The sequence below is a fragment of the Streptomyces sp. NPDC051963 genome, assembly GCF_044593495.1.
Taxonomy (GTDB): domain Bacteria; phylum Actinomycetota; class Actinomycetes; order Streptomycetales; family Streptomycetaceae; genus Streptomyces.
Window position 1 is genome coordinate 392,654 of record NZ_JBIUCC010000003.1, and the last position, 13,566, is coordinate 406,219.

Annotated in this window: 14 protein-coding genes and 1 pseudogene; 9 read left to right on the top strand and 6 right to left on the bottom strand. The window is 69.5% G+C overall.

Going from position 1 to position 13,566, the window contains the following annotated elements:
- Nucleotides 1-6 precede the first annotated feature (6 nt).
- Both ACIHFB_RS14030 and ACIHFB_RS14035 read right to left on the bottom strand, forming a co-directional pair.
- Nucleotides 7-1,683, bottom strand: a complete 1,677-nt coding sequence (locus ACIHFB_RS14030) for a CocE/NonD family hydrolase (protein WP_400126905.1) — start codon at nt 1,681-1,683, stop codon at nt 7-9.
- A 258-nt stretch (nt 1,684-1,941) separates the two neighbouring features.
- A complete protein-coding gene (locus ACIHFB_RS14035) occupies nt 1,942-2,466 on the bottom strand; it encodes a hypothetical protein (protein WP_365280384.1) in 525 nt (174 codons plus the stop codon).
- A gap of 426 nt (nt 2,467-2,892) precedes the next feature.
- Between ACIHFB_RS14035 and ACIHFB_RS14040 the strand changes: the two are divergent.
- A pseudogene (locus ACIHFB_RS14040) lies at nt 2,893-3,012 on the top strand (IS5/IS1182 family transposase); the annotation flags it as partial.
- On the opposite strand, the gene ACIHFB_RS14045 reads toward ACIHFB_RS14040, so the two are convergent.
- A complete protein-coding gene (locus ACIHFB_RS14045) occupies nt 2,985-3,701 on the bottom strand; it encodes an SDR family oxidoreductase (RefSeq protein ID WP_365280386.1) in 717 nt (238 codons plus the stop codon). The pseudogene ACIHFB_RS14040 and the gene ACIHFB_RS14045 sit on opposite strands and share 28 nt — an antisense overlap.
- 72 nt (nt 3,702-3,773) lie before the next feature.
- Here ACIHFB_RS14045 and ACIHFB_RS14050 point away from each other — a divergent pair, with 72 nt between their 5' ends.
- Nucleotides 3,774-4,589 (top strand): helix-turn-helix transcriptional regulator, encoded by an 816-nt coding sequence (locus tag ACIHFB_RS14050; RefSeq protein WP_365280389.1) that lies wholly within the window; start codon nt 3,774-3,776, stop codon nt 4,587-4,589.
- Nucleotides 4,590-5,014: 425 nt separating this feature from the next.
- On the opposite strand, the gene ACIHFB_RS14055 is transcribed toward ACIHFB_RS14050, so the two are convergent.
- A complete protein-coding gene (locus tag ACIHFB_RS14055) occupies nt 5,015-6,202 on the bottom strand; it encodes a cytochrome P450 (protein WP_365280391.1) in 1,188 nt (395 codons plus the stop codon).
- A gap of 749 nt (nt 6,203-6,951) precedes the next feature.
- Here ACIHFB_RS14055 and ACIHFB_RS14060 point away from each other — a divergent pair.
- The 4 genes from ACIHFB_RS14060 to ACIHFB_RS14075 all read left to right on the top strand — a co-directional run bounded on the left by ACIHFB_RS14060 (nt 6,952) and on the right by ACIHFB_RS14075 (nt 11,734).
- Nucleotides 6,952-8,409 carry a DMT family transporter gene (locus tag ACIHFB_RS14060; RefSeq protein ID WP_365280393.1) on the top strand — a complete coding sequence of 486 codons (1,458 nt, stop codon included), beginning with the start codon at nt 6,952-6,954 and terminating at the stop codon, nt 8,407-8,409.
- Nucleotides 8,410-8,472: 63 nt separating this feature from the next.
- The gene (locus ACIHFB_RS14065; protein WP_365280396.1) at nt 8,473-9,624 is read left to right on the top strand and encodes a D-alanine--D-alanine ligase family protein; all 1,152 of its coding nucleotides are present in this window, start codon (nt 8,473-8,475) and stop codon (nt 9,622-9,624) included.
- Nucleotides 9,621-11,018 (top strand): UDP-N-acetylmuramoyl-tripeptide--D-alanyl-D-alanine ligase, encoded by a 1,398-nt coding sequence (gene murF / locus ACIHFB_RS14070; protein WP_365280399.1) that lies wholly within the window; start codon nt 9,621-9,623, stop codon nt 11,016-11,018. Before ACIHFB_RS14065 ends, murF begins: the two co-directional genes overlap by 4 nt.
- On the top strand, nt 11,015-11,734 hold the full coding sequence (locus ACIHFB_RS14075; protein ID WP_365280402.1) for a M15 family metallopeptidase: 720 nt from the start codon (nt 11,015-11,017) through the stop codon (nt 11,732-11,734). The genes murF and ACIHFB_RS14075 overlap by 4 nt, the downstream gene beginning before the upstream one ends.
- Here ACIHFB_RS14075 and ACIHFB_RS14080 read toward each other — a convergent pair.
- Nucleotides 11,715-11,846, bottom strand: coding sequence for a hypothetical protein (locus ACIHFB_RS14080; RefSeq protein ID WP_365280405.1), 132 nt, complete (start codon nt 11,844-11,846; stop codon nt 11,715-11,717). The genes ACIHFB_RS14075 and ACIHFB_RS14080 overlap by 20 nt on opposite strands.
- Before the next feature lie 114 nt (nt 11,847-11,960).
- On the opposite strand from ACIHFB_RS14080, the gene ACIHFB_RS14085 reads away from it, so the two are divergent.
- Genes ACIHFB_RS14085 through ACIHFB_RS14095 form a run of 3 tightly spaced genes read left to right on the top strand, consistent with a single transcriptional unit; the run spans nt 11,961 to nt 12,704 of the window.
- Nucleotides 11,961-12,251: a hypothetical protein gene (locus ACIHFB_RS14085; RefSeq protein ID WP_365280408.1), complete on the top strand. Its 291-nt coding sequence runs from the start codon at nt 11,961-11,963 to the stop codon at nt 12,249-12,251.
- Between the two features lie 52 nt (nt 12,252-12,303).
- On the top strand, nt 12,304-12,453 hold the full coding sequence (locus ACIHFB_RS14090; protein ID WP_365280566.1) for a hypothetical protein: 150 nt from the start codon (nt 12,304-12,306) through the stop codon (nt 12,451-12,453).
- Between the two features lie 38 nt (nt 12,454-12,491).
- Nucleotides 12,492-12,704, top strand: a complete 213-nt coding sequence (locus tag ACIHFB_RS14095; RefSeq protein ID WP_400127155.1) for a thaumatin family protein — start codon at nt 12,492-12,494, stop codon at nt 12,702-12,704.
- Between the two features lie 224 nt (nt 12,705-12,928).
- Here the strand turns inward: ACIHFB_RS14095 and ACIHFB_RS14100 are convergent, their stop codons facing one another.
- Nucleotides 12,929-13,354 (bottom strand): cupin domain-containing protein, encoded by a 426-nt coding sequence (locus ACIHFB_RS14100; protein ID WP_365280554.1) that lies wholly within the window; start codon nt 13,352-13,354, stop codon nt 12,929-12,931.
- Between the last annotated feature and the right edge of the window lie 212 nt (nt 13,355-13,566).

The following is a 13,566-nucleotide window of genomic DNA, read 5'->3' on the forward strand; positions in this document are numbered from 1 at the left end:
GGCGGGTCATGCGTCACCGTGCATGGTCGACGGAACACCTTCGGTTGAGGGTGCGGCCGAGGTCCCCGGCACGGGGAGAGCAAGGGTCGAAGCGGCGAGGCCGATACGGACAGCGACAGCGACGAAGGTACCGGGCTCGTCGGTTCCCGGGTTGCGGGCGAAGCGCGGATAGGCGCCGCCGCTGATCTGAAGCCTCATCCGGTGACCGGTGGCGAATCGGTGTGCGCACGCTCCCAGTTCGAGCCGGATCTTGGCCGCCTCCAGCGGCGCCGGGCTCAGCCGGACGAACCGTTCGGTGATGACGCGCGAGCGGCTTCGGCTGTCGACGTCGCACAGCCGGACGAACACGTCCGCGTGCGGGTTGTCGGCGGCGAACTCGAGTTCCACGATGGGCTCGCCGATGACGTCGACGGGTTCTGTGAGGGCTTCCGTGGTGAAGGTGAGGACGTCCGCGCGGCGTTCGAGGCTCCGGTTGTCGACCTCGCCCGCCTTGGCGGACATGTGCCGGCCGCCCAGGGAGGGCGTGGGATCTGCCGGGTCGTAGCGGAATCCGACGGTCCCCTCGGCCGCATGACGTCCCAGGCCGCCGTCCGGCTGCAACCACAGGACGCGCTCGGTTCCGGCCGGCGGCCAGTCGGGAAGGTCGAGCCACCTTCGGGCTCCGGTCTGGTAGATCCGCACGGGGGCTTCGGCCGTGGCGGTGTCGCCGCCCAGGTGCCGGTCGAGCCAGCGCACCAGTTGCGGGTCGACGACTCGCCCCGCTTTCGCGGCGATGTCCCTGTGTGTCCATGGCCCGATCGTCAACGCGACCGATGGGTTGCGGCGGCGCAGCGTCCGGTACTGATGGAGGGTCTGGTCGAGGAAGACGTCCTGCCAGCCGCCCAGCAGCAACACCGGGACGTCGGCCTTCTCCAGAGCCGAATCGGCCCGGTATCCGGCCCAGAAAGGGTCGTCCGCAGCGGTGTGGTCGAGCCAGTCGCCGAACCAGTCCGCTGCCGTGCCGTCGAGCACCGATGCGGCTGCCTCCGCGGATGTCCGCTCCGCCCACGCGGCCGCGAGTCGGCGCCGGGCGGCGACCAAGGCGCGCAGCCCCCGCAGACCGCCGTCGCCCTGAGCCCCGACCATCGCGCTCCAGGAGAGAAGGTCGCCCAGCGCGAGAGCGCCGGTTCCGTACATCACCTGTTGGAAGTCGTGCGGGCCGACCAGGACGACGGCAGCGCGCAGTTCCGGCGGCGGGTCCTGGAGCAGCGCCCACTGGGCCCAACCGAGATACGACCCGCCGATCGTGGCCAGTCGCCCGTCGAACCACTCCTGTTCGCGTAGCCACGCCAGGGTGTCCTGCCCGTCCTGGCTCTCCTGGACGATCGGCCGGAACGTCCCCGTCGATCCGGCCGTGCCGCGGACGCTCTGCACCAGTACGTGGTAGCCGCGGGCGGCGAGCATCCGGCCGTGCGTCCAGTTCAGCGGCACACCACGGCCGTAGGGCGAGCGGATCAGTACCGTGCCCCGCGGGTTCCGCTCGGGGAGGTAGTGGTCGGTGAGCAGTTCGGCGCCGTCACGCGTCGGCACCCGAATCCCCGGGCGGATGCTGTACCGCGTGCGCACCGAGGGCAGACCCAGCGCCTTCCCGTACAACGCCCCCAGCGCCCGGGCCGGTGGCCCGACCTGTCGGGATACTGCCATGACGTTCTCCTCCCGGCGCGAGACCTCCGACCGGTTCACGCAACCACGCCGACCATGTGGAGAAGATACCTCCACTTGACGTCGTCGGGGAAATTCGGCGCCAAGACGGAACGCGACCGAACTCTCTCAGAGATCCGAGATCCGTCCAGACCGTCAGCCAGGTCTCTGCCTGCTCATGCCGGCCGAGCACCGGCACGGGCCGCACAGCGCAGCGCCCCGGCTGTCTGGCAGACAGCCGGGGCGCTCTGGTGGGAACAGTCAGCAGCGCTTGTCGCTGGATGCCGAGAACTTGTCCGGGGACCCCTTGGGGATCACGGTGCCGACCGCGGAGGTGCACTCGTCGACCGTGTCGGTGCCGGCGGACCAGTACTCCTGGCCCTTGTCCGCCGGGAAGTTCTGGGTGCCGAGTTCCTTGTCCTGCGTGTAGCTGTAGACACCGGTGCTGACGGTGTAGGTGTCTTCCTTGTCGACGAAGTCCTTCCAGAGCCAGACGTAACCGTAGTTCTCCTTGCACTCGGGCGAGTAGAACTGCTTCACCGAGGCGATGGTCACGCCGTCCCGCTTGACGTAGCCGGTCTTGCCGATCTGGTAGGCGTCGTCACAGACGTCGCTGGCCTGTGCCTTCGCGCTCAAGGGATTGCCCTCGGGCGTGGGAGCCGTGGACACCGACGCGGAACGCTCGGACGGTGCCGGAGCCGGTCCGCTGCCCGCGAGGGCACTGCCTGCCGGGACCATGACGAAGGCAGCGGCTATGGCCGCCGTTGCGATGGGCCGTGAACGCATTGTTTGGTATTCCCCTCATTGTCGTGCATTGGCCTCGGAGCGCGGCACAGATGTGGGTCATCCCTCCGTACGTGTCCGGAAGGGCACCGGCCTGGAAGCTCCGATCACGGAACACAACGGGCGCCACCGGCGAACGGTTCTACGCGTGATCCAGCAAGTTCGCCGTGCGGAGGTGACGCTACTCACGTACGAAGCCGGGCAGGCTGTGTCGGGGCTGATCAGGGGAGGCAGAGTTGCATGGTCGGGGTTGTGTACCCCGGCAGCGAGACAGGCACAGGTCCTGGCGTCAATTCGCGGCTCTCGTGCCCGAGCGGTCGGAGTACCACCCGGACCATCCGCTGGGCTGCCACCGGCCACGCATCGGCGACCGGACCGTCGGCCTCGTCCTGGACCAGATTGCCGTCCACGGCTCGATCACCGAGTCAGAGGTGGCACGTGGAGCGCACCCATGCCTGGCAGAACGCCTTCCACCGCCTCGCCGACGCTGTCAGCACCGTACGTAGCCTGATCCGCACCGATCACCAGGGCACGGGCGTTCCGTCCCAGGAGAAGAAGCCACCGGTGGGGCCGTCGTCCGGCAGCAGGGCCAGGCGGACGGCACCCTGCGCAGCCTCGGCCGGGTCGCCGCCGGCAGCGGCGGCCCGGGGGTTGAGATCGGTAGACCGCAGGCCGGGGGCGAGCGAGTTGACCTTGAAGCCGTCCTCGGCCAGCGTCTGGGCGTAGAAGACGGTGAGGGCGTTGAGGGCGGCCTTGGACGACCGGTAGGCGGCAGCGCCACCGCTTCCCGGGGTGAATTGGGGGTTGGGGTTTGTGCTCCAGGTCAGCGACGCGGTGCCACTGGAGATGTTGACGATGCGCGGGTGCGGGGACCGGCGCAGGGCGGGCAGGAACGCATTGGTCACCGCCACCACTCCCAACACGTTGGTCTCGTACGTGCGCCGGTATTCCTCGACGAGCGTGTCGGCCGGCGAGGCGAGTGACGGTGAGATGCCGGCGTTGTTGACCAGCACGTCCAGGCGTTCCACCTGAGCCGCGGCTTGTGCGATGCCGTCGGGATCCGTCACGTCGAGGACCAGCAGCCGGGCGCCGGGACCGATCTCCTCGACGGCCCGCTGTCCGCGCCCCGGGTCGCGGGCGCCCACGTACACGGTGAGGCCCTCGGCCGCGAGCAGCCGGGCGATGTGCTTGCCGATGCCCTTGTTGGCACCGGTGACCAGAGCTGTGCGATCGTTCATGGAGACTACGATCCCCTGGCAGTGGGCGCCCTGCCAGGGACAGCCTGTACCAGGCAAGCGGCAGGAGGTGGCATGGCTCGGCAGGAGCTGGCCCGCTTCCTGCGGGACCGCCGGGCGGGCCTGCGTCCGCACGAGGCCGGGCTGACCACGACGGGCACCGCCCGCCGCACACCGGGCCTGCGCCGCGAGGAGGTGGCGGAGCTCGCCCACATGTCGGTCGACTACTACACACGGCTGGAGCAGGCCCGGGGACCGCGGCCATCGCCCCGGATCCTGGACGCGCTGGCCCAGGTCCTGCGGCTCACGCCGGCCGAGCGCAGCCACCTGTTCCGCCTGGCGGGATCGGACGCGCCGCCCGGCAGCAACGCCGTGCGGCGGGTACGCCCGCACGTGGCCCGGATGCTGGAGCGGCTGCCGGAGACCGCTGCCATCGTCACTGACGCGGCGTACGGCGTCGTCGCCTGGAACCCCCTGGCCCGGGCACTGTTCGGCGGCGACCTCGCACGCGGGACGACGAACCTGGCCCGGCGCCGCTTCCTGGGCCAGGGACGGATGTATGAGAGCTCCAGCGCCGAGGAGTTCGGGCACATCGTGGTGGCGCGGCTTCGCCGGGCCGCCGACCGCTACCCGCACGACCCGCAGGTGACCGCCCTGCTGGCCGAACTGCACGCCGGCAGCGAGGAGTTCAGGCAGATCTGGCAGACACGTCCGGTCCACGCTCCCGGGCACCGCACCAAGACCCTGGACCACCCGGAAGCCGGCACGCTGCGGTTGAACTGCGACGTCCTGCTCGTGCCCGAGGATGACCAGGAAGTCGTCCTGATCACGGCCGACCCCGGATCACCTACCGTGCGGGCCCTGCACAGGCTGGCCAGGCAGGCGACCTGAAACGAAAGACGCCGACAGGCCTCTCTCCACCGGTCACAGACCGTCGCAATTGCACGTTCACCGGGACCTGTGCCCACTGCTCGGACTTGGGCGATCCAGCCCGTGAGCGCGTCGGCGTTGTCGGCATGCGGCGTAAGGAGCGGGGCGAAGTCCCCGATGCCGACTGCCAGTTGGGTCGCCTCGGGGCAGGCGGTGGTGAGCTTGGTGAGGAGCCGGTGTTGCTCGGCCCTGAGGTTGTCGGGCCCGGTCAGCAGCATCCGGTCGCGGATGTTGCTCCGCGCTGCTGAAGGTCGTCTTCGGGCAGTGCGGCGCGCAAGGCGCCGCGACGGGCCGTTGGACCGCGCGTGGGATCGCAGCGAAACTTCGAGCGCTGTGTCACACCCGCAATCCCACGTCCCCCCGGGCCCGGCTGCCGGTGCCGGGATTCAGCCGGTGCCGGTCACAGGCTCGACTGTGACTTGCAGATACTCAAGACCGCGCAACCCGTTGTTGATCATCGGCCGTGACTCCTGGATCTCGAAACGGGCCACCCGGTCGGCCAGCCGTTCCAGCAGCACGCCGATCTCCAGGCGAGCCAGGTGCATCCCGGGGCACACGTGCTCGCCCCGCCCGAATGCGAGGTGGTCCGACGGGCGCCGGGTGATGTCGAACCGCTCCGGGTCCGGGTAGCGGCGCTCGTCGCGGTTGGCGGAGCCGTAGAGCAGCGCGACCCGTGAGCCCGCAGCCAGCGAGACCCCGCCGATCTCGTGGTCCTCGGTGAGCACCCGGCTGAACTGGGGTACCGGGGACTCCACACGCAACGACTCGTTGATCGCGTGCGGGATCAACGACCGGTCCCTGCGCAGCAGGTCCCACTGGTCAGGGTTCTCGGCGAACAGCGCGACCGCGTTGGTGATCGCGAGGATCGTCGTGTCGAGGCTCGGTGTGACGTAGTCGAGCATCATCATCGGGCACTTGTCGAGCGGGATCTCACCACGCTCGGCGGCCTGGTAGAGGTGGGCGGCCCACCCGTCGGGGTGGAGCTTGCCCGGCACGGCGTCGTTCGTGGCGAACGCGAGGAACTCCTCGACGGCAGGCATCGCGGCGGCGGCCCGGTCGTCGGCGGGACCCTGGGTGTCCCAGATGGCTGCGGCCCACTCCAGCATCTTCGTCCGCCCGTGATCGGGAAGCCCAACCAGATCGGACACGACGGTCATCGGCAGGTGCTCGGCCAGCTCGGTGACGACCTCGAACCGGCCCCGGCCCACCAGTTCGGCGACGACCCGGTCGGCCTCGGCTTCGATCCGCGGTGTGACGTCACGCATACGGTCCTGGCGCAGCGGACGGCTGAGCACTGAGCGCATCGCCGTGTGCTCGGGCGGGTCGCTGCACAGGGTGATGCCTTCGAGCTGGGCGTTCACCGCCGGATCCACGAACACCCCGCGCGCCGAGGAGAATATCTGCCAGTTCATCAAGGCCGTGCGTACCTCGGTGTAGCGGGGCAGTGCGTAGAGGTCGTACCGGGACAGGTGAACCACCGGCCCGAGAGCCCGAAGATCGGAGTAGATCGTGTACGGGTCGATGCGCGCCTGCTCTGTGTAGAGGTCGACGTCGCTGACCGGAATAGTGGGCATTGGTTCTCCATAGGGCGATCGAGTGTCTGGGTTCCCCGCTCACCGGGGCAGACCCAGAGCGGAACATGGGTGGAACGGTCGGCTTGGCGGCGGGGCTGCCGGCGGATGATGGCCAAAACTCGAAGATCAGCCGGTGGCTGTACGTCTATGCGGACCTCACCTCGATGCCGGTAGGAGAGTTGGGAGAAGTGGTCGTCTGCGCATAGAGGACTCTCACGTCGGACTCGTGTCGGATCGACGATCGGGGAGTGTGTCGGATCGACGATCAGGCTTCGCCTGCGCCCGCACGACGTATGCGCGCCGCGAACGGTTCACTGGGAGGCTGGTCCTCGGTTCCGGCCCTTCCGTCCTTCAGCCCTCCCGCGCTGCGATCGATGTGCGCAACGGCCGGGAGCGCGCTGGGTCAGGGGCACGTCGAGTGTGACGCCGTAGTCCTGGGCGGCCGGGGCCTGGCAGGCGCGGAGCCTGACGTCGGTGCCCGGTAGGCCGGTCATCGACGCAAGACATGCACGTCGCCCGCCGGCCCGCATGCACCGGGCCGGAAACGTTCTGCCGCGACGCGGCATTGAACCCGTTGTCCCGGCAGCCCGTTGTGTCCCACGTCGACATCGTGGCCTTGAGAAGAGGACAACCCGTGCGAGCGCAGGTTCGCCGCCCGCGCATCGAAGCGGAGGCACCGACTCGATTCCGTCAATTCGCCAGTTACGTCAGCTCTATCAGTCCTGCGGTTATGAAGGTTGCTCCTCTCCATGCGCACGAAACTTGATGCCGTCTCCATCGTCGCCGTACTCGTGACGGTCGGTGCGTTCTCCGCGACCGCGCCGTTGACCGCGTATGCCACCGGCCCCGTGCTCGCGCTGGCCCTGGGGCGCAATGCGCTGGGACTCCTCACGCTGGGACCGGTTTTCCTGCTGATCCGGCGGCGCGAGGTGCGGAGGACTTTCAGCGGAGAGCGTTCCTTGTTCAGGAAGGAACAGCGCCGTGCTGTCTTCTTCGGCGTTCTCGCCGGCACGGCGTTGGCCGTTCACTTCGCCACGTTCATGTCCAGCACACGGCTGACGAGTGTCGCCATGGCAACCGCGCTGGTCGCAACTCAGCCTGTGTGGCAGGCCGTCATCGCATCTCTGCAGAAAAACCCGCTCCCGCGTGTGACGTGGGTGGGTCTGGCCGTTTCGGTGGTGGGCGCGGTGGTCGCGAGCGGCATGGACATGCGCGCGGGCACGGAGGCTGTGGTCGGTGACCTTCTCGCCCTCGCGGGCGCGGTCGCGCTCGCCGGCTACACGGCGCTCAGCGAACAGGCCCGTCCTGACGTGAGTACTCCGATGTACTCGGTGCTGTGCTTCGCGGTGTGCACGGTGGAGCTGCTGATCCTCTGCCTGGTCACCGGAACTCCGCTCTTCTCCTTCACCGGTGACACCTGGCTCGCGCTGCTGGGCCTGCTCATCTTCCCTCAGCTGCTGGGCCTGTTCTCGCTCAACTTCGCCCTGGGCCGGGCGCCGGCCACAGCGGTGAGTGTGATGCTGCTGCTGGAGGCACCCGTGGCGGCCGTCATCGCCTGGTTGTGGCTCGATGAGCTTCCCCCCGGGAGTGCGTGGCCGGGACTGCTGCTGATCATGCTGGGCGTGGCCGTGGTCGTGGTGGCGGATGCGCGGCGCGCGGATCCGACGACGGACGGCCCCGCTGGCCCCATCGGCCCCGGCGGGACGATCGGTTCCCTCATGCTTCCGCAGCATCCGCTGCTCACCCTGGACTCCGCACCCGGTGGCGACGCCCACGCCTTTCTGTGGCGCTTGGCGCATGCGGGACGGTTCGAGGAAGTCGAAGCCGCCATACGGAACTCGGAGAACCACGCCGTCCGCGTCCACGGCGCCAAGTCTCCCGAGGCCACGCACTGGATCGAGGTACGAGCCGTCGTCGCCCGTATCGCCGGGGACCCGGGGCTCGCCGCCCGGCTGTGGTTGGCCGCCGCCCGGTTCTACTCCTCTTTGCCACGGCCGGACCTCCACGAGAGGCGGGCGTGCCTCGACCGCGCCTTCCACGAGTGGAGCAACGTCAAGGACAACCACGCCATCGGTCAACTGGCCCCGGCGCTCCGCGAGATGTACGAGAACGACCCGGACCATCGCCCTGAAGTCCCTGACGCCATAGACCGACGCCTGCGGCGCAGGGGCATTCATTCCGTCCCGGTGCAGCCCGGTGTCTGGTGACACGTACCGCGACGACGTACTCCGTGACGGAATCACGAATTCCACTCAACAGAATGTGAACCAATGACGGAAAACGTGCTCTCCGGTCGTGAGACGAACGACGGCCGCCACACCGACGAGGAAGAGGGACGGAACACAACGGATCGCCTTCGTGTCGTGGTCCTTTTCGGGGGACGCAGCGCCGAGCACGACGTCTCCTGCGCCTCCGCGGCGCGGACGGTCAGCGCGCTGGACCGGACCCGCTACCAGGTCCAGCCGGTGCGCATCAGCACCGCCGGCGAGTGGGCGGCCGGTCCCGAGGACCTCACGGCGCAGGCGCTGGGAGTGGCCGAGCTCGAGCAGCTGACGCCGATGACCGGGGCCGGCATGGCGGCGAGCCTCGCCCGGGTCCTGCCGGTGCTGGACGCGGCCGACGTGGTGATACCCGTGCTGCACGGCCCGTACGGCGAGGACGGCACCTTGCAGGGAATGCTGGAGCTGCTGGACGTGCCGTACGTCGGCAATGGGGTGATCGCCGGCGCCGCCGGGATGGACAAGGAGATCACCAAGCAGCTGCTCGCCGCGCGCGGCATACCCCTGGTGCCGGGCATTGTGCTCGGGGCCGGCGAGAAGATGGCGCAGGCGGACCGCGAGGCTCTGGGGCTCCCCCTGTTCGTGAAGCCCGCCCGCAGCGGCTCCAGCATCGGAGCGGGACCGGTGCGCGAGTGGGAGGAACTCGACGCCGCTCTGGCCGTGGCGCGCGCGGTCGACGACAAGGTGCTCGTCGAGCGGTCGGTGACCGCGCGCGAGGTGGAGGTCGGCGTCCTGCAGCTCCCCGACGGCCAGGTGCGGACCGGGCCACCGCTGGAGATCCGTTTCAACGCCGGTCATGGTTTCTTCGGCTACGACGCCAAATACCGTGACAGGGCCACCGTCCTGGAATGCCCCGCGAGCCTTCCCCTCGAACTCGCGGACACAATGCGGGACATAGCCGTCGACGTCTTCCACACGCTCGGCTGCTCGGGCCTCCTGCGGGTGGACTTCTTCCTGTGCGAGGGCGACGAGTTGTTCGTCAACGAGGTGAACACGTTCCCCGGCTTCACCCCCGCCTCGCAGTATCCGGCCATCTGGGAAGCGGCCGGGATGTCCGTGGGCGACCTCGTGGACCGGCTCATCCAGACCACTCTGGTCACCCGCCCCCGCGACCGCGCCGGTGAGAGGGAACAGTCCCGATGATCCCGACGTCCGCGCGGCAGATCGCCGAGTTGGTGGGCGGAACCCTGCACGACGCCCCCGACCCGGAGATCATGGTGGACCGCCCCACGGTGATCGACTCACGGCTGGCGGAGCCCGGCAGTCTCTTCGCCGCCCTGCCCGGGGAGCACACCGACGGCCATCTGCACGCCGAGGCCGCGGTGGCCCGGGGCGCGGTGGCCGTGCTGGCCGCGCGACCCGTCGGCGTACCGGCCGTCGTCGTCCCGGACGTACAGCGGGCGCTGGGAGACCTGGCCCTGGCCGTGGTGAACGAACTCAAGGACACCACGGTGATCGGCGTGACGGGCTCGGCCGGCAAGACCGGCACCAAGGACCTGCTGGCGCAGGTCCTGGCCTCCCGAGCTGAGACCGTGGCGAACCCGCTGTCCTTCAACAACGAGATCGGCCTCCCGCTCACCGTGCTGACCGCGGACGAACGGACCAGGTTCCTGGTCACGGAGATGGGCGCCCGAGGGCTCGGTCAGATCGCCTACCTGGCCGGTATCGCACGGCCGTCGGTCGGCGTGGTGACCAATGTGGGCAGCGCCCACCTCGGCGAGTTCGGCAGCCGGGAGGCGACCTGCGTCGGCAAGGGCGAACTCGTCGAGGCCCTGCCCGACGACGGGACGGCCGTGCTCAACGCGGACGATCCGGCCGTGATGACCATGGCGCGGCGCACGGCGGCCACGGTGCTGACATTCGGGCACGGCCGCGGTGACGTCCAGGTGCACGGCATGGAGCTGGACGCCGAGGCCCGGCCGTCGTTCGAGCTGTCCTACGCCGGCGAGCGGGAGCGCGTGAGCCTCGCCCTGCACGGAGCCCACCAGGCGACCAACGCCGCTGCCGCCGCCGCGGCGGCCCTCGCGGCCGGCCTGGAGCTTCAGGACGTCGCGCGTGCCCTGAAGGAGGCACGGCGCCTGACCCCCAGCCGTATGCAGATCACCCGCACCCCCGGCGGCGTGACCGTCGTCAACGACGCCTTCAACGCCAACCCCGAGGCGATGGGCGTGGCCCTGGACGCGCTGATGACCCTCACCGGGCCGGGGCAGCGGTCCATCGCCGTACTGGGAGAGATGCGCGAACTCGGGCCGGACTCCGAGCGGTTCCACCACCGGCTCGGGGAGCGGGTGGCGGCCGCCGGCGTCACCGACCTCATCGCGGTCGGCGGCAGGGACGCGGCCGCGCTCTACGAGGCAGCGGTCACGGCAGGGATCAACGCGAGCCTCGTACCCGACCGGAACGCGGCCCTCGACCTGTTCCGCGGCTACCTCCTCCCCGGCGACGTCGTCCTGATCAAGGGATCGCACGCCACGAAGGTGGAGAGCGTCGCCACGGCACTGCTGGAACTCGGTGACGCGGGGCGGGGAGCACCATGACTGAGATATCGCCCCCTGCCGAGCGGACCGAGCGGGCTGAACCGACCGCGCCCGCCGACTTCGTCGCGCTCGCCGACATCGACCCCACGATCCGCCAGGAGATGCGCTACGCCACGGCCCACAACTTCGTCGGCACACAGCTCGACGGCTACGACGACCCGTGCTGCGTCCTGACCCGGCCGGCCGCCGGGGCCCTGAGCCGGGCCCAGCAGATCCTCCTGCGCGACGGCCTCGCGCTGAAGGTCTACGACGGATACCGGCCCCAGGTGGCCGTCGACCACATGGTGCACTGGTCCCGGGATCCCGAGGCGCAGCACATGAAGTCCGTCTTCTACCCGTACGTCGACAAAGAGCGGCTGTTCGCGGACGGCTATGTGGCGGCACGGTCGGGGCACAGCCGGGGCAGCACGGTCGATGTCACGCTGACCACGAGCGACGGTGAAGTGCTGGACATGGGGACCGAGTTCGACTTCTTCGACCCCCGCTCCCACACCCTCCACCCGGACACCGAACCCGTGCCGCGCGAGAACCGCCGCCGGCTCACCGAGGCCATGGCGAGCGCGGGTTTCGTGAACCTTCCCGAGGAGTGGTGGCACTTCACCCTCGCCGAAGAGCCCTTCCCCGACTCCTACTTCGGCTTTCCGGTCCGCCGGAGCGCACTGCACGCTCCGGGACGGCCGTATCGGCGCTCACACGTCATCCGGCGACCGTGGTGAGCCATGTGCTCGTCGTGAAGGCCGCGAAGTGCGGAGCGAGAGGTGGGGCCGAGGCGACGGTAAGAGGCGCGGTGGCCGAGACGGAGACCACGGTGACCGCCATGGCCGCCATGGCCGCCATGGTCAGGGGATCGGACCGCCGCGGGTCTGAACCATCAAGGCCCCACAGCCGTTGTGCGATCAGGACCGGCGTCGGCGGCCGGTCATCGAGTCTGGGAGGTCGTCCATGCCCGCGCCGCTGTTCACGTCACCGAAGCCGTCCGGCTCGAACATCCCCTCCGCTCCCTCCGTTCCGTCCCGCCCCTCCTGCCGTGCCCGGCTCGGCCCGTACGGGCTGCTGAGCCGGCGCAGGGTCGTGCCGGACGCGAACGGGGCCTCGTCCCGGCCGGCACCGCAGGCACCATCCGGCGGCCGTGCCCCGGAGCTTCCCGGCACCCGACTGCCGTCCGCCCTGCTGCCGTTGCCGCCGGGGTTCGAGCTGAACAGCGCCCCGGGCGCATCCGTCGTGCCCGGGTAGGCGACACCTGATCTCCCGATCCGGCGCAGGCGCGATCCGAGAGGTGTGTTTCATGCGTTTCATGCGCAGACGCTCACTGCTGCTCGTTCTGTTACTGATCATCGTCGGTGCGACGACCACGACCACCGTGCTCCTCAGCCGGCACAGCGACGCCGCAGGCATCAACGGCGCAACGTCAACGCGGCCGGCTCAGCCGCGCTGACCGGACTTCCGGCCCTCGACCCGGGCCAGTCCGCCACCATCAGCGGCCCCGCGCACGCAGGCGGCGGGCACTGGCGCGGCACGTTCTTCGCGCGGCAGGGCTGCTCCGGCGACAATGACAGCACCGTCCACTGTGCGGTCGGCGACTGCGGACCCTACGCCGACCACTGCTCCACCGGCCAACAGCCCACCAGCTTCGCCGAGTTCAACTTCGACCCGCGGCGGCGCCGGAGGGGCCCTCGGGGACGGTGAGGCGGCACAACACGAACGGCACGTGGACGATCCCGTGCCGCTGTCGCCACTGGAGAAGTGACGATGGGCCACATCGAGTCCGGAACGCCGCAACCACCGGCTCACCATCCCGCTGGGACGGCCTCGGGTGTGGCCGATGTTCCGAAACCATCCTGCAGCTTCAGCGTGCCGCTGTCCCGGAGAGCCGGGGCAGCGGCAGCCTCACGTGCGCCGAAGCCGTTCGGCTACTGGAAGTCGCAGCCAGGGTTGGGGGCATCCTGCGACAGCGGTGCACCATGAGGGAGGACATACAGCACGTCCAGGACGACTGGCGTGGTGCCGAGGTTGCGCCCGATGTGAACCTGCTGGGGGCCGGAAGGCTCAGTCACCGAACTGCCCGACTTGTAGACACCGTCGGACTTGCAAGTGGAATCGAAGTGGCTGAGCGTTCCCTTCTCGACGTAGGCGTACAGAGGGCCGTCATGGAAGTGCCAGCCGGTGCTCTGACCGGCAGGGATGGTGATCTGGCGCAATATGTAGTCCTTACCGCCCACCGTTGTCTGCGAAATGATCTCGCCCTTCACACCGGGACCAGCCGGTGTCGCCTCGGCCGTGGCGACGCCCGCCAGTGTTGCCGTGGCGGCGAGAGCCGCGATCATTCCAGCCTGCATGCGCTTGTTCACGTCAATGTCCTTCTTGCCGACGATCCTTGCCAACCGCAGAAGATGCGGCGTCGGCGAACTGTCCGTACGGTGCAGCCCCGGGCATGGCATGCCCAGAGCCCGCCTATCGGCAACACGACGTCAGCGCATGGCCAAGGGTTCAATGGACAACCAGTCAGATGTCAAGACTCAAGCTCACTGCCGGGCTCTGGGTGGCCGAT

Coding starts and splice junctions, on each gene's coding strand:
- murF (WP_365280399.1), top strand. CDS start 9,621: ATGATCCCGACGTCCGCGCGGCAGATCGCCGAGTTGGTGGGCGGAACC.
- ACIHFB_RS14090 (WP_365280566.1), top strand. CDS start 12,304: ATGCGTTTCATGCGCAGACGCTCACTGCTGCTCGTTCTGTTACTGATC.
- ACIHFB_RS14035 (WP_365280384.1), bottom strand. CDS start 2,466: ATGCGTTCACGGCCCATCGCAACGGCGGCCATAGCCGCTGCCTTCGTC.
- ACIHFB_RS14080 (WP_365280405.1), bottom strand. CDS start 11,846: ATGGCGGCCATGGCGGTCACCGTGGTCTCCGTCTCGGCCACCGCGCCT.
- ACIHFB_RS14045 (WP_365280386.1), bottom strand. CDS start 3,701: ATGAACGATCGCACAGCTCTGGTCACCGGTGCCAACAAGGGCATCGGC.
- ACIHFB_RS14060 (WP_365280393.1), top strand. CDS start 6,952: ATGCGCACGAAACTTGATGCCGTCTCCATCGTCGCCGTACTCGTGACG.
- ACIHFB_RS14085 (WP_365280408.1), top strand. CDS start 11,961: ATGCCCGCGCCGCTGTTCACGTCACCGAAGCCGTCCGGCTCGAACATC.
- ACIHFB_RS14075 (WP_365280402.1), top strand. CDS start 11,015: ATGACTGAGATATCGCCCCCTGCCGAGCGGACCGAGCGGGCTGAACCG.
- ACIHFB_RS14055 (WP_365280391.1), bottom strand. CDS start 6,202: ATGCCCACTATTCCGGTCAGCGACGTCGACCTCTACACAGAGCAGGCG.
- ACIHFB_RS14100 (WP_365280554.1), bottom strand. CDS start 13,354: ATGCAGGCTGGAATGATCGCGGCTCTCGCCGCCACGGCAACACTGGCG.
- ACIHFB_RS14050 (WP_365280389.1), top strand. CDS start 3,774: ATGGCTCGGCAGGAGCTGGCCCGCTTCCTGCGGGACCGCCGGGCGGGC.
- ACIHFB_RS14065 (WP_365280396.1), top strand. CDS start 8,473: ATGACGGAAAACGTGCTCTCCGGTCGTGAGACGAACGACGGCCGCCAC.
- ACIHFB_RS14030 (WP_400126905.1), bottom strand. CDS start 1,683: ATGGCAGTATCCCGACAGGTCGGGCCACCGGCCCGGGCGCTGGGGGCG.